Origin of the sequence: Salipiger sp., assembly GCF_048261495.1 — a bacterium.
Lineage (GTDB): Bacteria > Pseudomonadota > Alphaproteobacteria > Rhodobacterales > Rhodobacteraceae > Salipiger.
Genome location: NZ_JBLXFX010000003.1, coordinates 436857 through 460629 on the forward strand (window position 1 = coordinate 436857; position 23773 = coordinate 460629).

The window sequence follows — 23773 nt, forward strand, 5'->3', positions numbered from 1 at the left end:
CCTCCAAGGCTGTCACCCCGCGTAAGAAGCGCCCCCTTAGACCAGTCCCGCCGATTCATCAATGCCTTTATTGCCCGCGGCCCGGTCTCCGCCTTCTGGACGCCGCCGGCGGGGCGTGCCAGAGCGTCGGCATGAGGTTTCTGTCCGATCTTGCGGCAAGCCGGGGACCGGCCGCCGCCTTCGCCGCGCTCGGCCTGTTCTGGGGCGGCTTCGCGGCGCTCGTGCCCGCGCTGAAACCGCAGGCCGGGCTGTCGGACGCGGGCTTCGGCCTCGCCATGCTGGTGTCGACCTGCGGCGCGGTGCTGGCCATGTGGCTCGCCCCGGCGGTGGATGCCCGGCTCGGCGGGCGGGCGCTGCCGGTGCTCGTCGCGGCGATGGCGCTGGCCTTCCTGCTGCCGGGGCTGAGCACGACCGGCACCGCCTTCGCGCTGACCATGGCGCTGGCGGCGGCGGCCTGCGGGCTGCTCGACGTGGTGATGAACGCGCGGGTCGCGGATCTCGAAGCCGCCGGGCGCCGCCCGTTGATGAGCCTCAACCACGCGCTCTACTCGCTGACCTACGCCGCCTCCGCCATCGGCACCGGACTCGCCCGCGAGGCCGGGGCAGGGCCCTTCGCGGTCTTCGCCACGCTCTCGGCTGTGGGGCTGGCGCTGATCCCGCTGGCGGTGCGCGCGCCCCTCCCGCAGGCCGAAGGCGCAGCACCGGGCCATGCCGCCGCCGGGGGCCGCATCCTGGCGTTGGTCCTGCCCGCAGGGCTGATCGTGCTCATCGGTTTCATGGCCGAACAGGCGACCGAGGGCTGGTCCGCGCTCCACCTCGAGCGCAACCTCGGCGCCGGGGCGGCGGCGGGGGCGCTCGGCCCGGCGCTGCTGGGGCTCACGATGGGGGCAGGGCGTCTCTGGGGCCAGAGCCTCGCGCGGCGGCTGTCCGAGGCGACGCTGATCCGCGGCGGCGCGATCGTCTCCGCGATCGGCGCGCTGATCGCGGCCGCCTCGCCGACCCCGGCCCTGGCCTATGTCGGCTTCGCCACCCTCGGCGCTGGGGTCTCGGTCGTCGTGCCGATGGCCTTTGCCCGGGCGGGTCGCCAGGTGCCGCCGAACCGCCGCGCCCGCGCCATCTCGCGGCTGTCGCTCATCGGCTATGCCGGCTTCTTCGCCGGTCCGCCGCTGATGGGGTTCCTCTCCGAAGCGGTGGGCCTCGGCGGCGCCTTCGTCGCCATCGCGGCGCTGCTCCTCCTCATCCCGGCGGTCCTGGTGCCCTGGATGAAAGCGGGCGCGACCTCCTGATCGCGCCCGCCCTGCGTGCCGTCCCGTCTTCTTCGGTTCGAAAAATATCCCGGGGGAGTCGCCGCGCAGGCGGCGACGGGGGCAGCGCCCCCTAGTCCTCCCAGTCGCCCGAGAAACCCTTCGGGATCATCAGGATATCGCGGTCGACCTTGGTGATGTCGGTGCGCCCGCAAAGCGCCATGGACATGTCCATCTCCTTGTGGAGCACCTCCAGCGCCCTGGTCACGCCCTTCTCGCCCATCGCGCCCAGCCCGTAGACATAGGCCCGGCCGATCCAGCAGCCCTTGGCCCCCATCGCCACGGCCTTGAGGATGTCCTGCCCGGTGCGGATGCCGGAATCCAGGTGCACCTCGATCCTGTCGCCGACCGCGTCCAGGATCGGCCCCAGCGCCCGGATCGAGCTCAGCGCGCCGTCGAGCTGCCGCCCGCCGTGGTTCGACACGACGATGGCATCGGCGCCGACATTGCAGGCTTCGAGCGCGTCGCGCGGGTCGATGATGCCCTTGATGATGAGCGGCCCGTCCCACATCTTGCGGAACTGCCGGATGCGGTCCCAGTTCAGCGCCTGGTCGAAATTGTGATGCGTCCAGTCCATCAGGCTCGACGTGTCGCCGACGCCCTTGGCATGGCCGACGATATTGCCGAAGGTCCGCCGCTTGGTCTGCAGCATCTCCAGCCCCCAGGCCGCGCGCCAGGACATGTCCGCCAGCGTGCGCGGCGTCAGCTTGGGCGGGGCGGAGAGGCCGTTCTTGAGATCCTTGTGGCGCTGCCCGAGCAATTGCAGATCGACGGTGATCACCGCCGCCGAGCATTTCGCCGCGCGGGCGCGGTCGAACAGGCGCTGCATGAACTCGTCGTCCTTGAGCGTGTAGACCTGAAGCCAGAACGGCTTGTCGGTGTTCTCGGCCACATCCTCGATCGAGCAGATCGACATGGTCGAAAGGCAGTAGGGGACGCCGAACTTCCCGGCGGCGCGGGCGGCCTTGATCTCGCCGTCGGCATTCTGCATGCCCGTCGAGCCGACCGGCGCCAGGGCGACGGGCATCGAGACATCCTGTCCGATCATCCGCGATTTCGTGCTGCGCCCGGTCATGTCGATGGCGACGCGCTGGCGCAGATAGATCTTGCGGAAATCCGAGGTGTTCTCGCGGAAGGTCTGTTCGGTCCAGGACCCGCTTTCGCAATAGTCATAGAACATCTTGGGGACGCGCCATTTGTAGATGCGGCGCAGGTCCTCGATTTCGGTGATGACGGGCATGGCGGACTCCTGAACAGGCCGAACTGGTCAGGTTTCCTTACCGCCTTTGCCGGGGTGCTGCAATCTCCGACGCTTGTGTTTCGTGCTGCGGGTGCAAATAGTGGCCGCGCAGGACCGAGGAGACGACATGAACGACATTCTCTGGGGCGTGGCGGGCGGACTCGTGGCCGCCATCGCCACCACGGCGGGGGCGGTGCCCGCGCTGGTGGGCCGCAAGATGTCGCAGGCGACGTCGGACACGATGCTGGGGTTTGCGGCGGGGGTGATGCTTTCGGCGGCCTATTTCTCGCTGATCCTGCCGGGGATCGAGGTGGCCGAGGCGCAGTACCGGTCGGTCTGGATCGCCGCCGGGATCGCCGCCGCCGGCATCGCGCTCGGCGCGGGGTTCGTGGCGATGCTCAACCGGTCGATCCCGCACGAGCATTTCAGGACCGGCCCCGAGGGCGGCGCGGATGCGGCCAAGGTGGCGCGGATCTGGCTCTTCGTGCTGGCCATCGCGATCCACAACTTCCCCGAGGGGCTGTCGATCGGCGTGGCCTTCGGGGTCGATCGGTCGAACGGGCTGTCGGTGATGACGGGGATTTCGCTCCAGGACATTCCCGAGGGGCTGGCGGTGGCGGTGGCGCTGGTCGGGCTCGGCTATTCGCGGCGCAAGGCGCTGGTCTATACCGCGCTGACCGGGGTGGTGGAGCCGGTGGGCGCCCTGCTGGGCGTGGTGGCGGTGTCGGTCTCGGCGGCGCTGCTGCCCTTCGGGCTGACCTTTGCCGCGGGGGCGATGCTCTACATCATCAGCCACGAGATCGTGCCCGAGACCCATCGCAACGGCCACCAGGAGCGGGCGACGGTGGGGCTGATCTTCGGGCTGATCCTGATGATGTTCCTCGACGTGACGCTGGGCTGACACCGCCCCCGCGCACGGGCCGATCCGGCGGAGCGGGCTGGCGCCCGCGCAGATCCGTCGCCGCCGGCCTTCGGCCGCCGCCTCCCCGCCCGTGGCCGGCGTGACGCGCGAAATGCGCGCGGGGCATGTGGCGAGGCGGTTTTCACCGGCGCCGGGGTCTGCTAAGCCGGAAGCGGACTTTCACGAGGAGCGGGGCCATGGCCTACAAGGTGTTCATCGACGGCGAAGCCGGAACCACGGGATTGCAGATCCGCGAGCGTCTCGAGGCGCGCGCGGACATCCACCTGGTGCAGGTCGATCCCGCCCGTCGAAAGGATGCCGGGGCGCGCTCCGAGGCGCTGGCCGAGGCCGATGTGGCGATTCTCTGCCTGCCCGACGATGCGGCGCGGGAAACCGTGGTGCTGGCCGAACCGCACGGCACGCGCATCATCGATGCCTCGACGGCGCATCGGGTGGCCGAGGACTGGACCTTCGGCTTTGCCGAGATGGCGCCGGGCCAGCGTGCGGCGATCGCTTCGGCGCGCCACGTCTCCAACCCCGGCTGCTGGTCGACCTGCGCGATCGCGCTGATCCGTCCGCTGGTGGCGGCGGGCCTGGTGGCACCGGATGCGGCGCCGGCGATTTCGGGCGTGTCGGGCTATACCGGCGGCGGCAAGGCGATGATCGCGGAATTCGAGACCGGCGCCTCGTCCGGGTCGTTCCTCTACGGCGCGTCGCAGGCGCACAAGCATCTGCCGGAGATCCTCAAGCACGGGCTGCTGAGCGCGGTGCCGCTCTTCGTGCCCTCGGTCGGGGACTACGCCCAGGGCATGGCGGTGGCGATCCAGCTTCCGGGGCTCGGTACCGAGGGCATGGCCTCGGCCGAGGCGGCGCTGTCGGCGGCCTATGCGGGCGAGCGGTTCGTGGCCGTCGTGCCCGCCGCGACCCACGAGCCGCGCGTGCTGCCGGAGCGTCTGAACGGCACGAACCGGCTGGAGTTGTCGGTGCACGGCAATGCGGCGACCGGGTCGGTGACGCTGGTCGCGGTGCTCGACAACCTCGGCAAGGGGGCGTCGGGCGCGGCGGTGCAGAACCTCAACATCATGCTCGGCTGCGACGAGGGGGCGGGCCTTGAGGGGGCCGCCGCCGCCGCGGCGGAATAGGGGCTCCGCCCCGTCCGCGCTGCGGACTCCCCGGGATATTTCCCGCCAGAAGAAAGCGTGCGGCTGAGCGGGGGCGGGTCATCTTGCCCGCGCCCGCCCGGTGCCGCGGGTCAGGCGCGGTGGGCGCCGTCCGCGAGGCTGGCGATGAAGGCGAGCACCTCGGGGACGGGTTTGCCCTTGGCGAGTTCGGCGACGATGGCCGAGCCGACCACCGAGCCGTCGGCCACGGCGGCGATGTCTCGGGCGGCCTCCGGGGTCTTGATGCCGAAACCGACGATCACCGGGAGGTCGGTCCCCGCCTTGATCCGCGCGACTTCGGGGGCGACATCGGCCGCGCTGGCATTGGCCGCGCCGGTGATGCCGGTGATCGAGACGTAATAGACGAAGCCGGAGGTGTTCTGCAGCACCTTGGGCAGGCGCTTGTCGTCGGTGGTGGGGGTGGCGAGGCGGATGAAGTCGAGCCCGGCCTTCTGCGCCGGGATACAGAGTTCGTCGTCTTCCTCGGGCGGCAGGTCGACGATGATCAGCCCGTCGATGCCGGCCTCCTTCGCCTGCTGCAGGAAGGTGTCGACGCCACGGGAATAGATCGGGTTGTAATAGCCCATCATGACGATCGGGGTGGTGTCGTCGCCCTCGCGGAAGCTGCGGACGAGCTGCAGGGTGCGGTCGAGGGTCATGCCGCCTTCGAGGGCGCGCTGACCGGCGAGCTGGATGGTTTCGCCGTCCGCCATGGGATCGGTGAAGGGCAGGCCGAGTTCGATGATGTCGACCCCCGCGCCGGGCATGCCCCGGACCAGCGAGAGCGAGGTGTCGAAATCGGGATCGCCCGCCATGACATAGGCGACAAAGGCCTTTTTCCCCTCCGCCTTCAGAGCGGCGAACTTGGCGTCGATGCGAGTCATGGCGTCCCTTTCCCTGTCGTCCGGCGTGGTCTGCCGGAAGCGCGCGGGAAAATCAATGGCGCGTCTGGACGTGGCGGGCGGGGGCGCCATCTAGGGGGCAGGCAGACAGGAGGACGACATGCGTATTCTATTCACCGGCGGTTCGGGCAAGGCGGGGCGGCACGTGGTGCCCTATCTGGTGGCGCAGGGGCACCGGGTGCTGAACGCCGACCTCGTGCCGCTGGTGGCGGCGGGGGTGCAGGATCTGATCACCGACCTCACCGATCCGGGGCAGGTCTGGGGGGCGATGACCTCGCTCGCCGGCTTCGACGAGCTGGAGCCGGGCGGCGGCGTGCCGCGCTTCGATGCGGTGGTGCATTTCGCGGCACTGGCGCGGATCCTGATCAAGCCGGATTGCGAGACCTTCCGGGTCAACACACTGTCGACCTACAATGTGCTCGAGGCGGCGGTGAAGCTGGGCATTCCCAAGGTGATCTTCGCCAGTTCCGAGACCACCTACGGCATCTGCTTCGCCGACGGCGAGCGCAAGCCGCAGTATCTGCCGGTGGACGAGGAGCATCCCACCGTCCCGGAGGATGCCTATGCCATGTCCAAGGTCTGCAACGAGGCGACGGGGCGCAGTTTCCAGGCGCGTTCGGGCAGCGACATCTACGCGCTGCGCATCAACAACGTGACCGAGCCGGAGGATTATGCCGCGATGGCGCCGGTCTGGCGGGCGACGCCGGAGGTGCGGCGGCGCAACATCTTCGCCTATATCGACGTGCGCGACCTCGGGCAGATGGTCGAATGCTGCCTGCGCACGGACGGGCTCGGCTACCAGGTGTTCAACGTGGCCAATGACGACCTGTCGGTCGCGCTCGACAATGCCGAGGTGCGGGAGCGGTTCTATGCCGGAGTGCCGGTGCGGCGCGAGATGGGGCCGCGCGAGAGCTTCTATTCCAACGCCAGGGCGAAGGAGCTTGTCGGCTTCGCGCCCCATCACGGCTGGCAGTAGACGGCGTCCGGGGCGCGGGGCCGGGATCACGAAACGGGCAACGGCGGGCGCGCGGCGCGGCGGCGGGCGGAGCGCGGCGGCTCGGCATTTGACTCCGATCAAGGCGGCGGTCACGCTGGCGTGGCAGGATCGCGCCACAGTCATTCCGAGAGGTTCCGCATGCCCGACGCCCTGACATCCGCCGACCGGATTCCTGCCGGTCCCGTCGATCCGACCGCGGCGCCGGGCGACGGTGCGGCCGCCGCCGTCCCCGCGGCCCCGGCCAGGCGCGCGCGCCGTCCCGCGCCGACAGCGGAGGAGATCCGGCTGGCCTTCGAATCCGGCGCCTATCCCTATGAGACGCGCCTGTCGCGCCGCAGCTACGAACGCCGGAAGGCGCGGCTTCAGGCCGAATTGCTGAAGGTGCAGCTCTGGGTGCAGGAGACCGGGCAGCGCTTCGTTCTGCTGTTCGAGGGGCGCGACGCGGCCGGCAAGGGCGGCACGATCAAGCGCTTCACCGAGCATCTCAACCCCCGCGCCGCGCGGGTCGTCGCGCTGAACAAGCCGTCCGAGGTGGAGCGCGGCCAGTGGTATTTCCAGCGCTATGTCGAACACCTGCCGACCGCCGGGGAAATCGTGCTCTACGACCGGTCCTGGTACAACCGGGCCGGTGTCGAGCGGGTGATGAACTTCTGCGAGCCACACGAGTATCTCGAATTCATGCGCCAGACGCCCGAGCTCGAGCGGATGCTGGTGCGCTCGGGCATCCACCTCTACAAGTACTGGTTCTCGGTCACGCGCGACGAGCAGCGCCGCCGGTTCGCAAACCGCGCCAGCGATCCGCTGAAACAGTGGAAGCTGTCGCCGATCGACCGGGCGAGCCTCGACAAGTGGGACGACTACACCGAGGCGAAGGAGGCGATGTTCTTTTACACCGATACCGCCGATGCGCCCTGGACCGTGGTGAAATCCGACGACAAGAAGCGCGCGCGGCTGGAATGCATGCGGCATTTCCTGTCGACGCTGGACTACCCCGGCAAGGACCCGGCGATCGCCACCCCGTTCGATCCGCTGATCGTCGGCGGGGCGGCGCATGTCATCCACCGCTCGGACCACATCCTCGGCACGATGCCGGGGCCTGCGGCGCGCTGAAGACGGCGCTCAGAGGTTCCGCGCCAGCCAGTCCTGGACGCCGTTCAGCCGGTCGAGCGCCGGGTCGAGCCCCTGCGCCGGGTCGGGGGTGAGCGCATCGAACAGCCCGTCGAGCCAGACCACCAGGCTCTTGCGGCGCAGCAGGTCGGCATTGGGGTGATCGGCCTCCCAGGGGTCGGGCACCTCGTCGAGCTCCGGCTCCCCGATGCGGGCGTCGAGATCGTCGAGCATGGCGGTCAGATCGTTTCCCGCGCCGCTCGCCACCGCCTCGCGCCAGTTCTCGAGCTGCTCCTCGTCGAAGGACATGATCCCGGCGCCGAGCGTGGCGTATTCGGGCGAGAGCCCGAAATACCACGCGCGCCCGTCGGGAACGGTCCAGGCGGCATGCAGATGGACGTGGTAGGGGGTCTTGTCCTCGGAAAAGCGCACGTCCCGGTGCGGGCGGAAGAGCTTGGTGCGCACCGGCTTGCCGGTCTCGGCCTCCAGCCGCGGGGCGATGGTGTCCAGCAGCCGCTCTGCGGGGCGCTTGACCTCGGCGTCGTAGCGCCCCTTCTGTCGCCGGAACCAGTCGCGGTTGTTGTTCTGCGAAAGCTCGTCGAGAAAGGCCCGGACGGTCGGGGCAAAGTCGATAAGGTCAACCGGGGTCGGCATCGTCACTCCAAACTGTGCTGAATTCGTGTCTGCAAAAACCGGCCCCGAAATCGGCAAGGGACCCGAGTCCTTAATGCCGCGAGAGGGGCGGAAGTTCCGCCGGGCGGGGATCGTCGTCGGAGATGGCTGGCGAAAACACGCTTGCTGAAGGCGACTCTGCGCCGCTCCGGCCGCGACGGCAATCCCGCCGGTGATGCAATTTTGTGCGGAATCGGTTGCCGAGGCAGCCGCGCGGGCCTAATGCCGCGTCATGTCACAGTTCCAGTCCCGCCGCGCCCATGTCAGGGCGATCCTGATCCTCGGCCTGCCGCTTGTCGGCGGACACGTGGCGCAGTTTGCCATCAGCCTGACCGACACCGTCATGATGGGCCGCTACGGCGTGCCCGAGCTGGCCGCGCTGACGCTCGCGGCGACGCTGTTCTCGGTCGTCTTCCTGTTCGGTTCGGGCTTTGCCTGGGCGGTGATGCCGATGGTGGCGCAATACGCCGCCCGCCGGGACGAGGTGCAGATCCGCCGCGCGACGCGCATGGGGCTGTGGCTGTCCATCGGCTTCTTCGCCCTGACCATGCCGCTGATGTGGTTTTCCGGGCCGGTGCTGGCGGCGCTGGGGCAGGCGCCGGAGATGGCGGAGGGGGCGCAGACCTACCTGCGCATCGCCGGGTGGGGGCTGCTCCCGGCGCTGGGCGTGATGGTGTTCAAGAGCACGCTGGCCGCGCTGGAACATGCGCGCGTGGTGTTCTGGATCACCGTGGCCTCGGCCGTCGGCAACGGCCTCGCCAACTACGCGCTGATCTTCGGCCACTGGGGCGCGCCGGAACTGGGGCTGCGCGGGGCGGCCATCGCCTCGCTCTGCGCGCACGGGATCGCGCTGGCGGGGGTGGCGCTCTATGCGCGGGTGAAACTGCCGCAATACCCGCTCTGGCAGCGGTTCTGGCGGCCCGATACCGAGATGCTCCGCCAGGTCTTCCAACTCGGCTGGCCGATCGGGCTGACCACGCTGGCCGAGGTCGGGCTGTTTTCCGCCACCGCGATCATGATCGGCTGGATCGGAACCGTGCCGCTGGCGGCGCACGGCATCGCGCTGCAGATCTCGGCGATGATCTTCATGGTGCATCTCGGCTTTGCCAATGTCGCCACGGTGCGCGCCGGGCAGGCGCTGGGGCACGGCGACATCGGCGGGCTGAGGCGCGGGGCGGGCATCGTGCTGTGGCTGTCGCTGGCCGCGGCGATCGGCACGGTGGTGCTGTTCCTGACCCTGCCGGAGCCGCTGATCGGCCTGTTCCTGTCGCAGGACGACCCCGACCGGGCGGCGATCCTGGTGACCGGCGCGGCGCTGCTGCTGGTGTCGGCGCTGTTCCAGCTTGTCGACGCGCTGCAGGTGGTGACGCTGGGCCTGCTGCGCGGCGTGCAGGACACCCGGGTGCCGATGGTCATCGCGGGCATCGCCTACTGGTGCCTCGGGCTGCCGGCGGCCTGGGTCCTCGGCTTTCCCGCCGGGCTCGGCGCGCCGGGCGTCTGGGGCGGGCTGGTGATCGGGCTGGGCGTCGCGGCGCTGTTGCTGCTGCGGCGGTTCTGGTTCCGCACCGTTCCCGCGCTGGAGGCGGCGCAGGCGGCGCACGCCGGGCGCGCCGCCTGATCCCTCAGCCTTCCACGGGTTCGGCCATCACCATCCAGGCCACGCCGAAGCGGTCCTCGAGCATGCCGAAGGCCGGGGACCAGAAGGTCTCGGACAGCGGCATCGTGATCGTGCCGCCTTGCGCCAGCGCGTCGTAGATGCGGCGCGCCTCCTCGGGGGCGGGCACCGTGACGTTGACGGCAAAGCCCGCGCCCACCGGCGCATCGGGGCGCACGTCGTCCGAGCCGTAGAGCGCCACCGCATCGCCGATCCTGAGCGCCGCGTTCATCACCGCATCCTCCGGCACGCCGGGGGGCAGCATCGCCTTGTCCGCCTCGGGCAGGGCGCTGAACGGGAAGATCTCGGGCGGCTGCGTGCCCAGGATCGCCGCGTAGGCGGTCATCGCCTCGCGGCAGCTGCCCCTGAAGTTGACATAGGGGATGATCTGCATCGGAAGTCCTCCGTTTTGGGTTGATATCAACTTAACCGGACTCGCGGGCAGGTCAAGCGTCTTGCGCTCTTGCCGCGCCCTGCCTAGAAGGCGCGAAACCGTTGCCAGAGGAGCCGAGCATGGGATTTCGCATGGGGATCGTGGGTCTGCCCAACGTGGGCAAGTCGACCCTGTTCAACGCGCTGACCAGAACCGCCGCCGCGCAGGCGGCGAACTTCCCGTTCTGCACCATCGAACCCAACGTGGGCGAGGTGGCAGTGCCGGATGCGCGGCTGGACACGCTGGCCGCGATCGCGCAGTCGAAAAGCGTCATCCCGACGCGGATGACCTTCGTGGACATCGCCGGGCTGGTGAAGGGCGCCTCCAAGGGGGAGGGGCTCGGCAACCAGTTCCTCGCCAATATCCGCGAAACCGATGCCATCGCCCATGTGCTGCGCTGCTTCGAGGATGACGACGTCACCCATGTCGACGGCCGCGTCGACCCGGTCTCGGATGCCGAGACCATCGAGACCGAGCTGATCATCGCCGACATGGAATCGCTGGAGAAGCGGCTTCAGAACATCACCCGCAAGGTGCGGGGCGGCGACAAGGAGGCGGTCCAGCAGGAGCGCCTGATGAAGCTTGCCATGGCGGCGCTGGAAGCGGGCAGGCCCGCCCGTACGGTCGAGGTCGATGCCGAGGATGCCAAGGCCTGGCGGATGCTGCAGCTGCTGACCGCGAAGCCCGTGCTCTACGTCTGCAACGTGGACGAGAGCGAGGCGGCGACGGGCAATGCGCTCTCCGCGCAGGTGGCCGAGATGGCGGCGGCGCAGGGCAATTCCCACGTGGTGATCTCCGCCCGGATCGAGGAGGAGATCAGCCAGCTCGAACCGGAGGAGGCCGAGATGTTCCTCACCGAACTCGGGCTCGACGAGGCCGGGCTCGACCGGCTGATCCGCGCCGGCTACGAGCTCTTGCACCTTGAGACCTATTTCACCGTCGGACCCAAGGAGGCGCGGGCCTGGACGATCCGCAAGGGCACGCTGGCACCGCAGGCGGCCGGGGTCATCCACGGCGATTTCGAGCGCGGCTTCATCCGCGCCGAGACCATCGCCTATGATGATTTCGTCGCCAACAAGGGCGAGCAAGGGGCCAAGGAAGCGGGCAAGATGCGCGCCGAGGGCAAGACCTACACGGTCAGGGACGGCGACGTCCTGCATTTCCTGTTCAACACCTGAGCCCCGGTTCCGGAGCGGATTGCCGCGCGGCGCCCCTGACCGGGCGCCGTTTTGCGTTGCGGGGGCAGGATGCCTCCGGCGGGGATATTTCAGGCCAGAAGAAGACCGGGCGCCGGGTCGGACGACGGGCTGGTGCGGGTCGAAAAGTTGCCGATTCCATGAGCGCGCCGCATTGACACCCGCTGACGGAAGCTCCATCCTGATTTTGGTATACCAAAATTGGGAGGGGGTGCCGTGGCGATTGTGACCGTGATCGGGCTTGGCTCGATGGGCATTGGCATGGCCAATTCCGTGCTGCGGGCGGGCCATGAGGTCTGGGGGCTGGATATCTCCGAGGCGCGGATGGAGGCCTTTGTCGCCGGTGGCGGCAAGTCGGGCACCATCGCCGAGGCGGCCGGGGCGAGCGATATCCTGGTCTGCGTGGTTCTGAACGCCGCCCAGACCCGCGAGGTTCTGTTCGGGGCGGGCGGTGCGGCCGACCACCTGAAGCCCGGGGCGGTCATCATCGCCTGCGCGACGATCCCTCCCGCCGCTGCGCGCGCGCTGGCGGCCGAGGCGGCGGCGCGCGGCCTGCTCTATCTCGACGCGCCGGTCTCGGGCGGGACAGGGCGCGCGGCCAGCGGCGAGCTGTCGATCATGGCGAGCGGACCGGCCGAGGCCTTTGCGGCGGCGCGGCCGGCGCTGGACGCCATGTCCTCGACCGTGCATGCGCTCGGCGACGAGGCCGGGGCGGGCAGCGCGATGAAGGCGGTGAACCAGCTGCTCGCGGGTGTTCACCTGGCGGCGATGGGCGAGGCCTTTGCCCTCGGCATCAGCCAGGGCCTGGAGGCGCAGCGCATCCTCGACGTGGTCTCGGTCTCGGCGGGAACGAGCTGGATGTTCGAGAACCGCGGCCCGCATATCGTGGAGAACGATTACGAGACCCGCTCGGCGGTGAACATCTGGCCGAAGGATCTGGGGATCGTGTCGGAAATCGCCGAAAGCGCCGGGATGCCGGTGCCGATGACCGGCGCCGCGCTGGGGCAGTTCCGCGCCGCGGCCGAAGCCGGGGACGGCCTCGTGGACGATGCCGCCGTGGTGCGCGTCTATGCCCGCGCCGCCGGGCTGAAACTGCCGGGAGACGCCTGATGCTGCTGGGCTGCATCGGAGACGATTTCACCGGGTCGTCGGATCTGGGCAACACGCTGGTCAAGCAGGGCATGCGCACGGTGCAATACGTGGGTGTGCCCTCGGGCCCGGCGGAACCGGGGGTCGAGGCGGGGGTGGTGGCGCTGAAGTCGCGCTCGATCCCGGCGGCCGAGGCCGTGGCGCAGTCGCTCGCCGCGCTGGACTGGCTGAAGGCGCAGGGCTGCACGCAATTCCTGTTCAAGTATTGCTCGACCTTCGATAGCACCGCCGAGGGCAACATCGGCCCGGTCGCCGAGGCGCTGGCCGAGGCGCTGGGCGCGGAATCGGTGATCTTCTGCCCGGCCTTTCCCGCGGCGGGGCGCACCCTCTACATGGGCCACCTCTTCGTGGCCGACCGCCTGCTGTCGGACTCCGGGATGGAGAACCATCCGCTCACGCCGATGACCGACCCGGACCTGCGCCGGGTGCTGGCGGCGCAGGCCTCGGGCCCGGTGGGGCTGGTGAAGGCGGCGACCGTCTGGCAGGGGCCGGAGGCGATCCGCGCCGCGCTGGCGGCGGAAGCGGCGGAGGGCCGGCGCCTCGTCATCGCCGATGCGATCCGCGACGAGGATCTGATGACCTGGGGCAAGGCGCTGAAGGGCATGCCGCTGCTGACCGGCGGGTCGGGCATCGCCATGGGGTTGCCGGGCAATTTCGCGCTGTCGGGCGCGGCGGGGCACTGGACCGGGCAGGGTGGCAGGGTCGCCGCGGTCTCGGGCTCGTGCTCGAACGCGACGCGGGCGCAGGTGGCGCGGCACGACGGGCCGAAACGCGAGGTCACCGCCGAGGAGGTGCTGGGCGGGCTGTCGCCCCGCGAGGCGGCGGACTGGGCGCTGGCGCAGGACGGCTTGCCGCTGGTCTATTCCTCGGCCGAGCCGGAGGTGGTGAAGGCCGCGCAGGCGCAGCACGGCCGCGAAAGGGTTGCCGCCGCGCTGGAGGGCTTCTTTGCCGAAACCGCGCGGGCGCTGGTCGCGGGCGGGGTGACGCGCCTGATCACCGCCGGGGGCGAAACCTCGGGCGCGGTGGTCGAGGCGCTGGCCCCCGAGGCGCTGGAGATCGGGCCGGAGATCGACCCCGGCGTGCCGGTGATGCGGGCCTCGGGCGAGCTGGTGCTGGCGCTGAAATCCGGCAATTTCGGCGCGCCGGACTTCTTTGCCAAGGCGGCGCGCGTGATGGAGCGCGACGCATGAGCGAAAGCGATCTGCGCGAGGCGATCTGCTGGCAGGCCGCCTCGATGTTCGCGCGCGGCCTGACCGGGGGTGCCTCGGGCAACATCTCGGCCCGGACCGAGGACGGGGGCCTGCTGGTGACGCCGACCGGGGCGAGTTTCGGCAAGCTCGATCCGGCGCGGCTGTCGCGGTTCGACCCGCGCGGCAATCATATCGCCGGCGACAAGCCGACCAAGGAAATGAACCTGCACGCGGCCTTTTACGAGACGCGCAGCAAGGCGGGGGCGGTGGTGCATCTGCATTCCTCCCATGCCGTCGCCTGGTCGATGATGCCCGAGGCCGAGGCCGATAACCTCCTGCCGCCGTTGACCGCCTATTCGGTGATGCGGCTGGGCAAGGTGCAGCTTCTGCCGTTCTTCGTGCCGGGCGATCCGGCGATGGGCGACGCGGTGCGCGGGCTGGCTGGACGGCGCTCGGCGGTGGTGCTGGCGAACCACGGTCCCGTGGTGGCGGCGAAGGATCTCGAAGCCGCGGTCTACGCGATGGAAGAACTGGAAGAGACCGCGAAGCTGGCGCTGCTGCTGCGCGGCGCTCATCCGAAGATGCTGACGCCCGATCAGGTGCGCCAGGTCGTGACCAAATTCGATGTGGAGTGGGATTGATGCTGTTTTCGGCCAATATCGGGTTCCTGTACACCGAGCTGCCCATTCCGGACCGTATCCGCGCGGCCAAGCGCGACGGGTTCGACGCGGTGGAATGCCATTTTCCCTATGACGTGCCCGCGGCCGAGGTGAAGGCGGCGCTGGAGGAGACCGGCCTCGCCATGCTGGGTCTGAACACCGTGCCGGGCAACACTGCGGCCGGGGATTTCGGGCTGGCGGCACTGGCGGGGCGCGAGGACGAGGCCCGCGCGGCGGTGGAGCAGGCGGTCGAGTACGGCGCGGCGATCGGCGCGGCGAACGTGCACGTGATGGCCGGGCGCACCGATGGCGGCGCGGCGGCCGAAGCGGCCTATCGCGCCACCCTGGCCCATGCCTGCGACCTTGCGGCGATGAAGGGCATGGCGGTGCTGATCGAGCCGATCAACCTGCGCGACGCCTGGGGCTATCACCTGAGCCGGGTCGAACACGCGGCCGAGATCGTCGAGGCGCTCGGGCGGGACAATCTCAGGATCATGTTCGACTGCTATCATACGCAGATCATGCAGGGCGACCTGTCCCTGCGCTTTCTTGCGCATCGGGAGGTGATCGGCCACGTGCAGATCGCCGCCGTGCCGGATCGGGGTGAACCGGACGGCGGGGAGATCTGTTTCGAGCGCCTTCTCGGCGGATTCGCCGAGGCCGGATGGTCGGCGCCGGTGGGGGCGGAATACAAGCCGCGCGGCGGTTCGACCGCCGGGGGGCTGGGATGGCTCGGTCCGATGCGGGCCGCGCTGGCCTGAGGCGGGGGCAGGGGGCGCTGCCCCCTCTTGGCCTGCGGCCAATTCACCCCCGGGATATTTGTCTAACCGAAGAAGGATGGGGACATGAGCAAGGTTCTGACGATCAACGGAATCGAACAGATGAGCCGCGACGCGGTGGCGGAACTGGGCTGGGCGCAGGCGGGGTCGATGCCCGAGGCGCTGGCCCTGCCCGAGGCCGAGCGCGCCGGGGTGACGGCGGTGGCCTATTACGGCCACACACCGTTCGGCGGGACCGAGATGGACGCCTTTCCGAACCTCGGGCTGATCGCGAATTTCGGCGTGGGCTACGATGCCATCGACGTGTCGGCGGCCGACGCGCGGGGCATCAAGGTGACCAACACGCCGGATGTGCTGAACGACGACGTGGCGGACCTGGCCGTGGCGATGCTGCTGGATTACTGCCGCGACATGCGCGGCGCCGAGGCGCGGCTGCGCTCGGGTGCCTGGGGCCGGGAGGGCGCGCATCCGCTGCAGCGCAAGATGAGCGGACAGCGGGCCGGGATACTCGGGATGGGCCGGATCGGACGCGAGATCGCCGACCGGCTGGCGGCGTTCAAGATGGAGATGCACTACCATTCGCGCTCCGAGAAGGAGACGCCGGGCTGGACCTTCCATGCCGATCCGGTGTCGCTGGCGAAATCGGTGGACTATCTCGTTGTCGCGCTGGTGGGCGGGCCGGAAACCGCGGGATACGTGACCCGCGAGGTTCTGGAGGCGCTGGGGCCGAAGGGCGTGCTGATCAACATCTCGCGCGGGACGACGATCGACGAGGGCGCGATGCTGGATCTGCTCGAGAGCGGCGGCATCGAAGGCGCCGGGCTGGACGTGTTCCTGAACGAGCCGAACCCGGATCCGCGCTTTGCCAAGCTCGAAAACGCGGTGCTTCAGCCGCACCAGGCCTCGGCGACGCGAGAGACACGGACCGAGATGGGCAAGCTGCAGCGCTCCAACATCCTGGCATTTCTCGAGGGCAGGGACCTCGTGACACCGGTGAACTGAGCGCCGCAAATTCCTTGCGAGGAATTTGCAAATCTTTTGGAAAAGATTTGCGCGGGTGGAGAGGGGTACTCTCCACCCGCGCCTTTTTGCTCGTGGCCGCGTCTTTTGCGTATTTGCAACAAGAAGAAGGGCCGGGGGTGTCCCGGCCCTTCGCTGGCGATCAGGCCTGCGGCTTGTCGTCTTCGAGGTAGTAGCGCACGTTGTCCTCGAAGCTGTCGTCGGCGGTGAGGCCGAGGGCCAGCGCCTTGTCGGCGTGGATGTCGTAGCGCCAGCCCTTGACGATGGCCTCGATCTCCGGCTGGCTTTCCCAGCGGATGAGCTTCAGCGGCTCGGGGCCGGCGACCTTTTCCATCGCGTCGACGAGCTGGCCGATCGACCACATCTTGCCGGGCATCTGCATGCAGACGTTGTGCCCGAGGTCGGCCTTGGCGATTTCCGCACCCTTGATCAGGTTCTCGACGCACTTGCGCGGCGAGAGGTAGTAGTGCAGATAGTCCTTGCCCACGGGGCAGATCGCTTCCTGACCGTTCAGCGGCTCGCGCAGGATCGAGGACATGAAGCTGGAGGCGGCGCGGTTGGGTTTGCCCGGGCGCACCGAGATGGTGGGCAGGCGGAAGCCGCGGCCGTCGACGAAGCCCTTGCGGGAGAAGTCGTTGACCAGCAGTTCGCCCATCGCCTTCTGCACGCCGTAGGAGCCCTGCGAGTTCATCTGCGACCAATCGCCCAGCGGATCCTTCGCCTCGCCACCGTAGACCGCGATGGAGGAGGTGAAGACCACCTTCGGCACCGTGCCGAGCGCGCGCGCGCGTTCCAGCACGTTCCAGGTGCCCATGAGGTTGATCTTGTAGCCGAGGTCGAAATCCTGCTCGGCATGGGCCGAGACGATGGCGGCGAGCAGGAAGATCACGTCGGTTTCGGGCGTGATGCAGGCCGCGACCGAGGCCGGGTCGGCGATGTCGCAGGTGGTGGTTTCGGCCCCGTCCATGGGCGCCGGGTCGACGATGTCGGCCAGCACCAGCTTCGAGATCGCCTTGCCGTCCAGCGTGCCGCGTTCCAGCAGCTTGGCGCCGAGTTTCTGGCCGACGACACCGCCGCCGCCGATGATGAGAATATTCATTGCTCTCCTCCGTTTTCGAAAATCGCCGGGACCAGCGCCCCGGTCGACTGGATGACCTTTGCGGCAAGGGCCATGGCGTCCTGCGCCGCGTCCCCCGCCGGTTTTCCCGTTGCGAGCCCCGCCAGCAGCCCGGCGGCAAAGCTGTCGCCCGCCGCCGTGGTGTCGACCACGGTATCGACCCGGACCGGCGGGATCACCGCGTCGCCGGAGTCGCGTTGCCACAGCACCAGGTCGCCGCCGCCCTGTTTCACCGCCACCAGTTCGGCCCCCGCCTCGCGGTAGCGGGCGAGGGTCTGCTGCGGGGAGGTGTCGCCGAACAGCGCCTCTTCCTCGTCGAAGGAGGGCAGCACGATGTCCGCCGTGCGCGCGCCCAGCATCAGACCCTTGCGCATCGCTTCGGGACCTTCCCAGAGGCGCGGGCGCAGGTTGGTGTCGAAGGCCACGATCGCGCCCTTCTGGCGGGCGCGGGTCAGCGCGCCGCAGAAATACTCCCGCTTCTCGGGCGGCAGGATGGCCAGGGTGATCGCCGAGAAATGGATCATCTCGCGGCCCTTCAGGATGCCGTCGAGCCAGCCGAGATCGTCGGCCAGCGTCTTGGCCGCCGACTGACCGCGCCAGTAGGAAAAGCTGCGCTCTCCGTCCTTCAGCGAGATCATGTAGAGGCCGACTGTCCGGTCCTGCAGCCGCCGGATCGTGGTGATGTCGACCCGCTGGGCGGCGATGAAGGCCAGCATCTCGTCGCTGACCGCATCTTCGCCGACGCAGGTGCCGTAGCTCACCGACCAGTCCTCGGGCAGCAGACGGCGCGCGTACCAGGCGGTGTTGAAGGTGTCGCCCGCGAAGCCGCGGCGATAGCTGGCCTCGCCGGTCTGGGCGAGCTCCACCATGATCTCCCCGAGCGCGATGAAGCTGCTCACAGAAGCCCCCTCCCGGCAAGGTTGCGCATCAGGGCCGAGGTGCCGAAGGTCCATTCCGGCGCTTCGGTCGACAGCCGCACGGTGTTGGACAGCGCGCCGAGCGCCGGTTCCGAGATCGTCACCACGTCGCCCATGTGATGGGTAAAGCCCTGGCCGGGCGCGTCGCGGTCCTCGGTCGGGGCGAAGAGCGTGCCGAGGAACAGCAGGAAGCCGTCCGGGTACTGGTGGTGCCGGCCGATGGTCTGGCCGACGATGGACGCCGGGTCGCGGCTGATCTTCGACATGGAGGAGGCACCGTTCAGCGTGAAGCCGTCGGTGCCCGTCACGGTCATGGTCAGTTCGGCCCGGCGCACGTCGTCGAGCGAATAGCTCGCGTCGAACAGGCGCAGGAACGGCCCGATGGCGCAGGAGGCGTTGTTGTCCTTGGCCTTGCCCAGAAGCAGCGCCGACCGCCCCTCGACATCGCGCAGGTTCACGTCGTTGCCGAGCGTCGCGCCGAGGATCTCGCCGCGCGAATTGACCGCCAGCACGATCTCGGGCTCGGGGTTGTTCCAGCGCGAGATCGGGTGCAGGCCCACGGTCGCACCCCAGCCGACGGCGGCCATGGGCTGGGACTTGGTGAAGACCTCGGCGTCGGGGCCGATGCCGACCTCGAGATACTGGGACCACATGCCCTCGGCCTGCAGGACGCGCTTGACCTCCATCGCCTTGGGCGAACCGGGTTCGATGCCCGAGAGACTGTCGCCGATCACCGATTGCACCTTGGCGCGGATCGCCTCGGCCTTGTCGGGATCGCCGGCGGCCTGTTCCTCGATCACGCGCTCGACCATGGACTGCGCGAAAGTCACGCCGCTGGCCTTGACCGCCTGGAGGTCGCAGGGTGCGAGCAGGTGCAGCACCTCCTCGCCGGCGCCTTCGCCGGAACCGGGCAGCAGGTCGGCCAGCGTGCCGATCTCCTCGCCGGATGCGCCGCGCAGGGCCGCCGCGGGATCGTCCTGTTCCAGCAGATCGCGCATCGTCGGGAAGGCGGGGCAGGTGATGTCGACCAGCGTCTCGCCGCGCAGCGCGACGAGGGCGGGGCCGATGCCGGGTCGCCAGACGCGGCCGACCAGCAGCGCCTCGGGGGTGGGATTGGAATGGGGGAGCATGTCGCGTCTCCGTCAGTTGCCGGGGGGCAGAAGCTTGCCCGGATTGAGAATGCCCTGCGGGTCCAGCGCGGCCTTGATCGCCCGCATGTATCCCAGGGCGGGGCCATGTTCGGCAGCCATGTATTTCTGCTTGCCGAGGCCGATGCCGTGCTCGCCCGATACCGTGCCGCCGAGCGCGAGTGCAAGCTCGTTCAGCCGGCCGGCGAAGGCATGGGTGCGGGCGAGGTCTTCGGCATCCTCGGGGTCGAAACGGACGCCGCAATGGAAATTGCCGTCCCCGACGTGGCCGACGATGGTGCAGGTAATGCCCATCTCGCGCGACAGGGTCTGTGCGGTGGTCACCGCTTCGGCCAGCCGCGAGATCGGCACGCAGACATCGGTCGCCAGCGTGCGCTTGCCCGGCGCGATGGCGGCGGTGGCGTAATGGCCGTTGTGGCGCATCTTCCAGAGGGCATTGCGCGCCTCGGTGGTCTTGGCTTCGGCCCAGGCTTCGGCGCCGAAATCGGCGGCGATCTCGCGGAACATGCCGACCTGTTCATTCACTCCTTCAGGAGTGCCGTGGAAGTCCAGGAAAAGATGCGGCTTTTCAGGAAGCCCGGCATCGGCGTGAAGGTTGAAGCCGCGCACCATCATCTCGTCCACCAGTTCGATCCGCGCCATCGGCAGGCCGGTCTGGATGACGAGGATCACGCAGTTCACCGCATCCTCGACCGTCTCGAAACGGCAGGTGGCCGCGGCCATCGCCTCGGGCACGCCCTGCAGCTTGACGGTGAGTTCGGTGATGATGCCCAGCGTGCCTTCGGAGCCGACGAGCAGGTGGGTCAGGTCATAGCCGGACGAGGATTTCCGCGCCTTGCTGCCGGTGCGGATCACCGTGCCGTCGGCCATCACCGCTTCCAGCGCCAGAACGTTTTCGCGCATGGTGCCGTAGCGCACCGCCGTGGTGCCCGAGGCGCGCGTCGCCGCCATCCCCCCGAGCGAGGCGTCGGCGCCCGGATCGACCGGGAACATCAGCCCGGTCGCGCGCAGTTCGTCATTGAGCTGCGTGCGGGTGACTCCGGGTTGCACGACCGCGTTCAGATCCTCGGCATTGACCTGCAACACCTTGTTCATCCGAGAGAAATCGAGGCTGACCCCGCCCTTGACCGGCAGGTGCTGACCTTCGAGCGACGAACCGACGCCGATCGCCGTCACCGGAATGCCCCCGGCGGCGCAGGCCTTGACCACGCGCACCACGTCCTCGGTCGTCTCGGGCCAGATCACCGCATCGGGCGCGGCCTCGGGAAAGTGGGATTCGTTGCGGGAATTCTGCCGCAGCGCACTGTCCGAGGTGGTGAAGCGGGGGCCGAAGACCTCCGCCAGCTCCTTCAAAGCATCCATCATTTGCCCCAGTTGAGAACCACCGGATCGAGCGGTGTGATGAGTTCGATGAGCATCGACGCGGTGTCGGGATGCAGCGGCGCGATGGGGTGGCGGCAGAAGGCCGACTTGATCACGCCGCCGACCATCATCGCGTGCTTGGCCGAGCGGAAGCCGCACTGGCGGTTCTCGTGGTTGATCGCGGGCAGGACGCGGGCATAGCCGTCGATGGCCTTCTTGCGCTCGCCGGCAAGGAAATCGACCACGATGGGCCGGATCTGGTCGGGGATCATGGCCGAGGTCATGCAGCCCGTGGCCCCCGCGTCGAGATCGGCCAGAAGGGTGATCGCCTCCTCGCCGTCGAAGGGCGCCTCGATGGAGGCGCCGCCCTCGGCGATCAGGCTGCGCAGCTTGGCCGCGGCCTGCGGGCATTCGATCTTGAACAGCTTCAACATCTCGATCTCGTTGGCCATCCTGACCAGCAGCGGCACCGGAAGGTCGACGCCCGACAGCGGCGCGTCCTGCAGCATGATCGGAATGCCGACCTCGCCCACCTGGCGGAACTGCTCGAAGGTCTGTTCGGCCGTGCCCTTGAGCAGGGCGCCGTGGTAGGGCGGCATCATCATCACGATGTCGGCGCCCAGCGACCTGGCGTATCTGGCGCGCTCCACCACGATGGGCGTGGCGTAGTGCGAGATGGTGACGATCACCGGCACCCGGCCCGCCACGTGTTCGAGGCAGAGTCTGGTCAGGGTGGCGCGTTCCTCGTCCGAGATCAGGAACTGTTCCGAGAAGTTGGCGAGGATGCAGATGCCGTCCACGCCCATGTCGATCGTGCAGTCGAGCACGCGCTTCATGCCTTCGAGATCGACGGAGCCGTCATCGTGGAACGGGGTCGGAACAACGGGCCAGCAGCCGGTATACTTCATCTCAGCTTTCCTTCGTAACTTTACGGTATGTCTGGAATTTCTTGTCGAGGTCGGGGTGCAGATCCAGGCCCAGACCGGGGCCGGGCGGCACGGTGATGCAGCCGTTGGTGACGGTCGGCAGCGCGGTCACGACCTCGCCGTACCAGCTGCGCAGGTAGGCGCGCACGCTTTCCTGGATCAGCGCGTTCGGCATGGCGAGGCTGAGGTGGGTGGAGGCGGCAAGCACCACCGGACCGGTGCAGTCGTGCGGCGCGATCGGCAGCTTGTGCGCCTCGGCCATCGCGGCGGCCTTGCGGGCGGCGGTCAGCCCGCCGCACCACGACAGGTCCAGCATGACGATGCCGGCCGCGCGGGTCTCCATCAGGTCGCGGAAGGCGCCGATCCCGCCCAGCGTCTCGGAGGCACAGACCGGCGCGGGCGACACGGCGGCGTAGTCGCGCAGCAGGTCGAGGCTGTCCATGCGGATCGGGTCCTCGTGCCAGTAGGTCTTGTAGGGGGCGAGCGCCTGCGCGATCCGCTTGGCCGGGGTGAGCTGCCACATGGAGTGGAATTCGACCATGATGTCGATCCGGTCCCCGACCGCCTTGCGTATCCTTTCAAAGGGTTCCAGCGCGGTCTTGAGCTCCGCCGCGCTGATGTGCTGGCCCGCGTTCGCCTCGGCGGCGGCATCGAAGGGCCAGATCTTCATCGCCGTGATGCCTTCGGAGAGCAGCGATTCCGCCAGTTCGTCGGCGCGGTGCAGGAAGCCGTTCAGATCGTCGAAGGGTCCGCCCGCGCCCAGCCCGTAATTGCCGGTCTGCTGGCCTGCGTCCTCCTTCATGTAGTCGAGGCCGGCGCAGGTGTTGTAGGTGCGGATGCTGTCGCGGGTGAAGCCGCCCAGAAGCTGCGCCACGGGCTGCCCGGTGGCCTTGCCCCAGAGGTCATGAAGCGCGATGTCGAAGGCCGAACCGGCGCGCATCTCGGCGCCGGTGGAGCGCCAGCCGAGATAGCCTTCGGCGCGCCGCGCGAGGTGTTCGATGCGCCGCGGGTCCTGCCCCAGCATCAGCGGGGCGAGGGTTTCGTGGACATGGGCCTCGACCGCCTGCACGCCGAAGAAGGTCTCGCCCAGCCCGGTGATGCCCTCGTCGGTATGCACGAGCAGCCAGAGCAGGTTGGCGCGTTCGCGGATGCGGACGGTTTCCAGCGCGGTGATCCTCATTGCGCCCCCCCGAAGGTCGATACCAGCGCCATGGCGACGACGGCGAGCATTGCCGTGGCCATGCCGTAGTTGATCAGCCGCTGCGTGCGGTAGCTGAGGTTCAGCCGGTTCAGCGTGACCCCGGCCCAGAGCCAGCCGAGATGGATCGGCAGCCAGATCGCGTTCATGATGAGGATCTTGGTCGTCAGCTCGAAGGCGGGAGATCCGGCGGCATAGGAAAACCCGGTGAGCAGGGCGGTGTTGACCGCATAGGCCTTGGGGTTGATCGCCTGGAGCAGCAGGCCGGAGCGGACGCCGGGGGCGGTCCTGGCCTCGATGAAGGCGATGCGGCTGCCGGCAAAGGCGATGCGCGCGGCGAGGTAGACGAGGTAGGCGACCGAGGCGACCATCAGCACGGTGCGCACCGCGGGCACCGACAGGATGATCGCGGCAAGCCCGGTGACGACCGCCACCAGCACGCAGTTGGTGCCGAGGAACAGCCCCGCGCCGTAGCGCAGGCCGCCGCGCCAGCCATAGGCCGCGCCGACGCCCGCGATGGACAGCACGCCCGGGCCCGGGGTGATGATGAGCAGGATCACGGCCGCCGCGAAGGTCAGCATGCCAGACCCTTCCGGCGGGCCGAAGACCGCCCGTTGCGCGTGTTTTTCACGGATCCCTCCCAGGTCGCGTCGTGCGGGTTCCGGCCCCGCTTGCATCGCCGCCGTTTTGGTATACCATTTTCAGGGAAACGGTCCAGCCCCGGAATGTCAAGCATCCGCGA

The 23773-nt window shown here is 69.0% G+C and carries 23 protein-coding genes; 12 read left to right on the forward strand and 11 right to left on the reverse strand.

The window, feature by feature from the left end; genetic code table 11:
- Window positions 1–131: 131 nt before the first annotated feature.
- Window positions 132–1286 carry an MFS transporter gene (locus ACN0RJ_RS08765; protein ID WP_417724022.1) on the forward strand — a complete coding sequence of 385 codons (1155 nt, stop codon included), beginning with the start codon at window positions 132–134 and terminating at the stop codon, window positions 1284–1286.
- Between the two features lie 91 nt (window positions 1287–1377).
- Here ACN0RJ_RS08765 and ACN0RJ_RS08770 read toward each other — a convergent pair whose 3' ends face one another.
- Window positions 1378–2544, reverse strand: a complete 1167-nt coding sequence (locus tag ACN0RJ_RS08770) for an alpha-hydroxy acid oxidase (RefSeq protein WP_417720929.1) — start codon at window positions 2542–2544, stop codon at window positions 1378–1380.
- Between the two features lie 127 nt (window positions 2545–2671).
- Here ACN0RJ_RS08770 and ACN0RJ_RS08775 point away from each other — a divergent pair, with 127 nt between their 5' ends.
- Window positions 2672–3445: a ZIP family metal transporter gene (locus ACN0RJ_RS08775; protein ID WP_417724023.1), complete on the forward strand. Its 774-nt coding sequence runs from the start codon at window positions 2672–2674 to the stop codon at window positions 3443–3445.
- Between the two features lie 197 nt (window positions 3446–3642).
- Entirely contained in the window at window positions 3643–4587 is a 945-nt protein-coding gene (gene argC / locus ACN0RJ_RS08780; RefSeq protein ID WP_417720927.1) for an N-acetyl-gamma-glutamyl-phosphate reductase, read from the forward strand.
- A 110-nt stretch (window positions 4588–4697) separates the two neighbouring features.
- Here argC and trpA read toward each other — a convergent pair whose 3' ends face one another.
- The gene (gene trpA, locus ACN0RJ_RS08785) at window positions 4698–5489 is read right to left on the reverse strand and encodes a tryptophan synthase subunit alpha (protein WP_417720926.1); all 792 of its coding nucleotides are present in this window, start codon (window positions 5487–5489) and stop codon (window positions 4698–4700) included.
- Between the two features lie 118 nt (window positions 5490–5607).
- Here trpA and ACN0RJ_RS08790 point away from each other — a divergent pair, with 118 nt between their 5' ends.
- A complete protein-coding gene (locus ACN0RJ_RS08790; protein ID WP_417724024.1) occupies window positions 5608–6483 on the forward strand; it encodes an NAD-dependent epimerase/dehydratase family protein in 876 nt (291 codons plus the stop codon).
- A gap of 159 nt (window positions 6484–6642) precedes the next feature.
- Window positions 6643–7614, forward strand: a complete 972-nt coding sequence (ppk2, locus tag ACN0RJ_RS08795) for a polyphosphate kinase 2 (protein ID WP_417724025.1) — start codon at window positions 6643–6645, stop codon at window positions 7612–7614.
- Window positions 7615–7623: 9 nt separating this feature from the next.
- On the opposite strand, the gene ACN0RJ_RS08800 is transcribed toward ppk2, so the two are convergent.
- Entirely contained in the window at window positions 7624–8265 is a 642-nt protein-coding gene (locus ACN0RJ_RS08800; RefSeq protein WP_417720923.1) for a TIGR02453 family protein, read from the reverse strand.
- A 250-nt stretch (window positions 8266–8515) separates the two neighbouring features.
- Between ACN0RJ_RS08800 and ACN0RJ_RS08805 the strand changes: the two genes are divergently transcribed.
- Window positions 8516–9901: an MATE family efflux transporter gene (locus tag ACN0RJ_RS08805; RefSeq protein WP_417724026.1), complete on the forward strand. Its 1386-nt coding sequence runs from the start codon at window positions 8516–8518 to the stop codon at window positions 9899–9901.
- Window positions 9902–9905: 4 nt separating this feature from the next.
- On the opposite strand, the gene ACN0RJ_RS08810 is transcribed toward ACN0RJ_RS08805, so the two are convergent.
- Window positions 9906–10331: a VOC family protein gene (locus ACN0RJ_RS08810; protein WP_417724027.1), complete on the reverse strand. Its 426-nt coding sequence runs from the start codon at window positions 10329–10331 to the stop codon at window positions 9906–9908.
- A gap of 119 nt (window positions 10332–10450) precedes the next feature.
- Here ACN0RJ_RS08810 and ychF point away from each other — a divergent pair, with 119 nt between their 5' ends.
- The 6 genes from ychF to ACN0RJ_RS08840 all read left to right on the forward strand — a co-directional run bounded on the left by ychF (window position 10451) and on the right by ACN0RJ_RS08840 (window position 16345).
- Window positions 10451–11548: a redox-regulated ATPase YchF gene (gene ychF, locus ACN0RJ_RS08815; protein ID WP_417724028.1), complete on the forward strand. Its 1098-nt coding sequence runs from the start codon at window positions 10451–10453 to the stop codon at window positions 11546–11548.
- 234 nt (window positions 11549–11782) lie between these two features.
- Window positions 11783–12676, forward strand: coding sequence for an L-threonate dehydrogenase (ltnD, locus tag ACN0RJ_RS08820; RefSeq protein WP_417724029.1), 894 nt, complete (start codon window positions 11783–11785; stop codon window positions 12674–12676).
- Window positions 12676–13905 carry a 3-oxo-tetronate kinase gene (gene otnK, locus ACN0RJ_RS08825; protein WP_417724030.1) on the forward strand — a complete coding sequence of 410 codons (1230 nt, stop codon included), beginning with the start codon at window positions 12676–12678 and terminating at the stop codon, window positions 13903–13905. Before ltnD ends, otnK begins: the two co-directional genes overlap by 1 nt.
- The gene (locus tag ACN0RJ_RS08830; RefSeq protein ID WP_417720917.1) at window positions 13902–14546 is read left to right on the forward strand and encodes an aldolase; all 645 of its coding nucleotides are present in this window, start codon (window positions 13902–13904) and stop codon (window positions 14544–14546) included. Before otnK ends, ACN0RJ_RS08830 begins: the two co-directional genes overlap by 4 nt.
- The gene (locus ACN0RJ_RS08835; RefSeq protein ID WP_417724031.1) at window positions 14546–15325 is read left to right on the forward strand and encodes a hydroxypyruvate isomerase family protein; all 780 of its coding nucleotides are present in this window, start codon (window positions 14546–14548) and stop codon (window positions 15323–15325) included. Before ACN0RJ_RS08830 ends, ACN0RJ_RS08835 begins: the two co-directional genes overlap by 1 nt.
- A gap of 84 nt (window positions 15326–15409) precedes the next feature.
- On the forward strand, window positions 15410–16345 hold the full coding sequence (locus ACN0RJ_RS08840) for a 2-hydroxyacid dehydrogenase (RefSeq protein ID WP_417724032.1): 936 nt from the start codon (window positions 15410–15412) through the stop codon (window positions 16343–16345).
- A 160-nt stretch (window positions 16346–16505) separates the two neighbouring features.
- Here the strand turns inward: ACN0RJ_RS08840 and denD are convergent, their stop codons facing one another.
- Genes denD through ACN0RJ_RS08875 form a run of 7 tightly spaced genes read right to left on the reverse strand, consistent with a single transcriptional unit; the run spans window position 16506 to window position 23612 of the window.
- A complete protein-coding gene (gene denD, locus ACN0RJ_RS08845) occupies window positions 16506–17462 on the reverse strand; it encodes a D-erythronate dehydrogenase (protein ID WP_417724033.1) in 957 nt (318 codons plus the stop codon).
- Window positions 17459–18379 (reverse strand): sugar kinase, encoded by a 921-nt coding sequence (locus ACN0RJ_RS08850; RefSeq protein WP_417724034.1) that lies wholly within the window; start codon window positions 18377–18379, stop codon window positions 17459–17461. The genes denD and ACN0RJ_RS08850 overlap by 4 nt, the downstream gene beginning before the upstream one ends.
- The gene (locus tag ACN0RJ_RS08855; RefSeq protein ID WP_417724035.1) at window positions 18376–19527 is read right to left on the reverse strand and encodes a fumarylacetoacetate hydrolase family protein; all 1152 of its coding nucleotides are present in this window, start codon (window positions 19525–19527) and stop codon (window positions 18376–18378) included. Before ACN0RJ_RS08855 ends, ACN0RJ_RS08850 begins: the two co-directional genes overlap by 4 nt.
- A 12-nt stretch (window positions 19528–19539) precedes the next feature.
- Entirely contained in the window at window positions 19540–20907 is a 1368-nt protein-coding gene (locus tag ACN0RJ_RS08860) for an FAD-binding oxidoreductase (protein WP_417724036.1), read from the reverse strand.
- On the reverse strand, window positions 20907–21815 hold the full coding sequence (locus ACN0RJ_RS08865) for a dihydrodipicolinate synthase family protein (protein WP_417724037.1): 909 nt from the start codon (window positions 21813–21815) through the stop codon (window positions 20907–20909). The genes ACN0RJ_RS08860 and ACN0RJ_RS08865 overlap by 1 nt, the downstream gene beginning before the upstream one ends.
- Before the next feature lies 1 nt (window position 21816).
- Complete coding sequence (locus ACN0RJ_RS08870) at window positions 21817–23013, reverse strand: mandelate racemase/muconate lactonizing enzyme family protein (protein WP_417724038.1); 1197 nt, start codon at window positions 23011–23013, stop codon at window positions 21817–21819.
- The gene (locus ACN0RJ_RS08875; protein ID WP_417724039.1) at window positions 23010–23612 is read right to left on the reverse strand and encodes a LysE family translocator; all 603 of its coding nucleotides are present in this window, start codon (window positions 23610–23612) and stop codon (window positions 23010–23012) included. The genes ACN0RJ_RS08870 and ACN0RJ_RS08875 overlap by 4 nt, the downstream gene beginning before the upstream one ends.
- Window positions 23613–23773 lie beyond the last annotated feature (161 nt).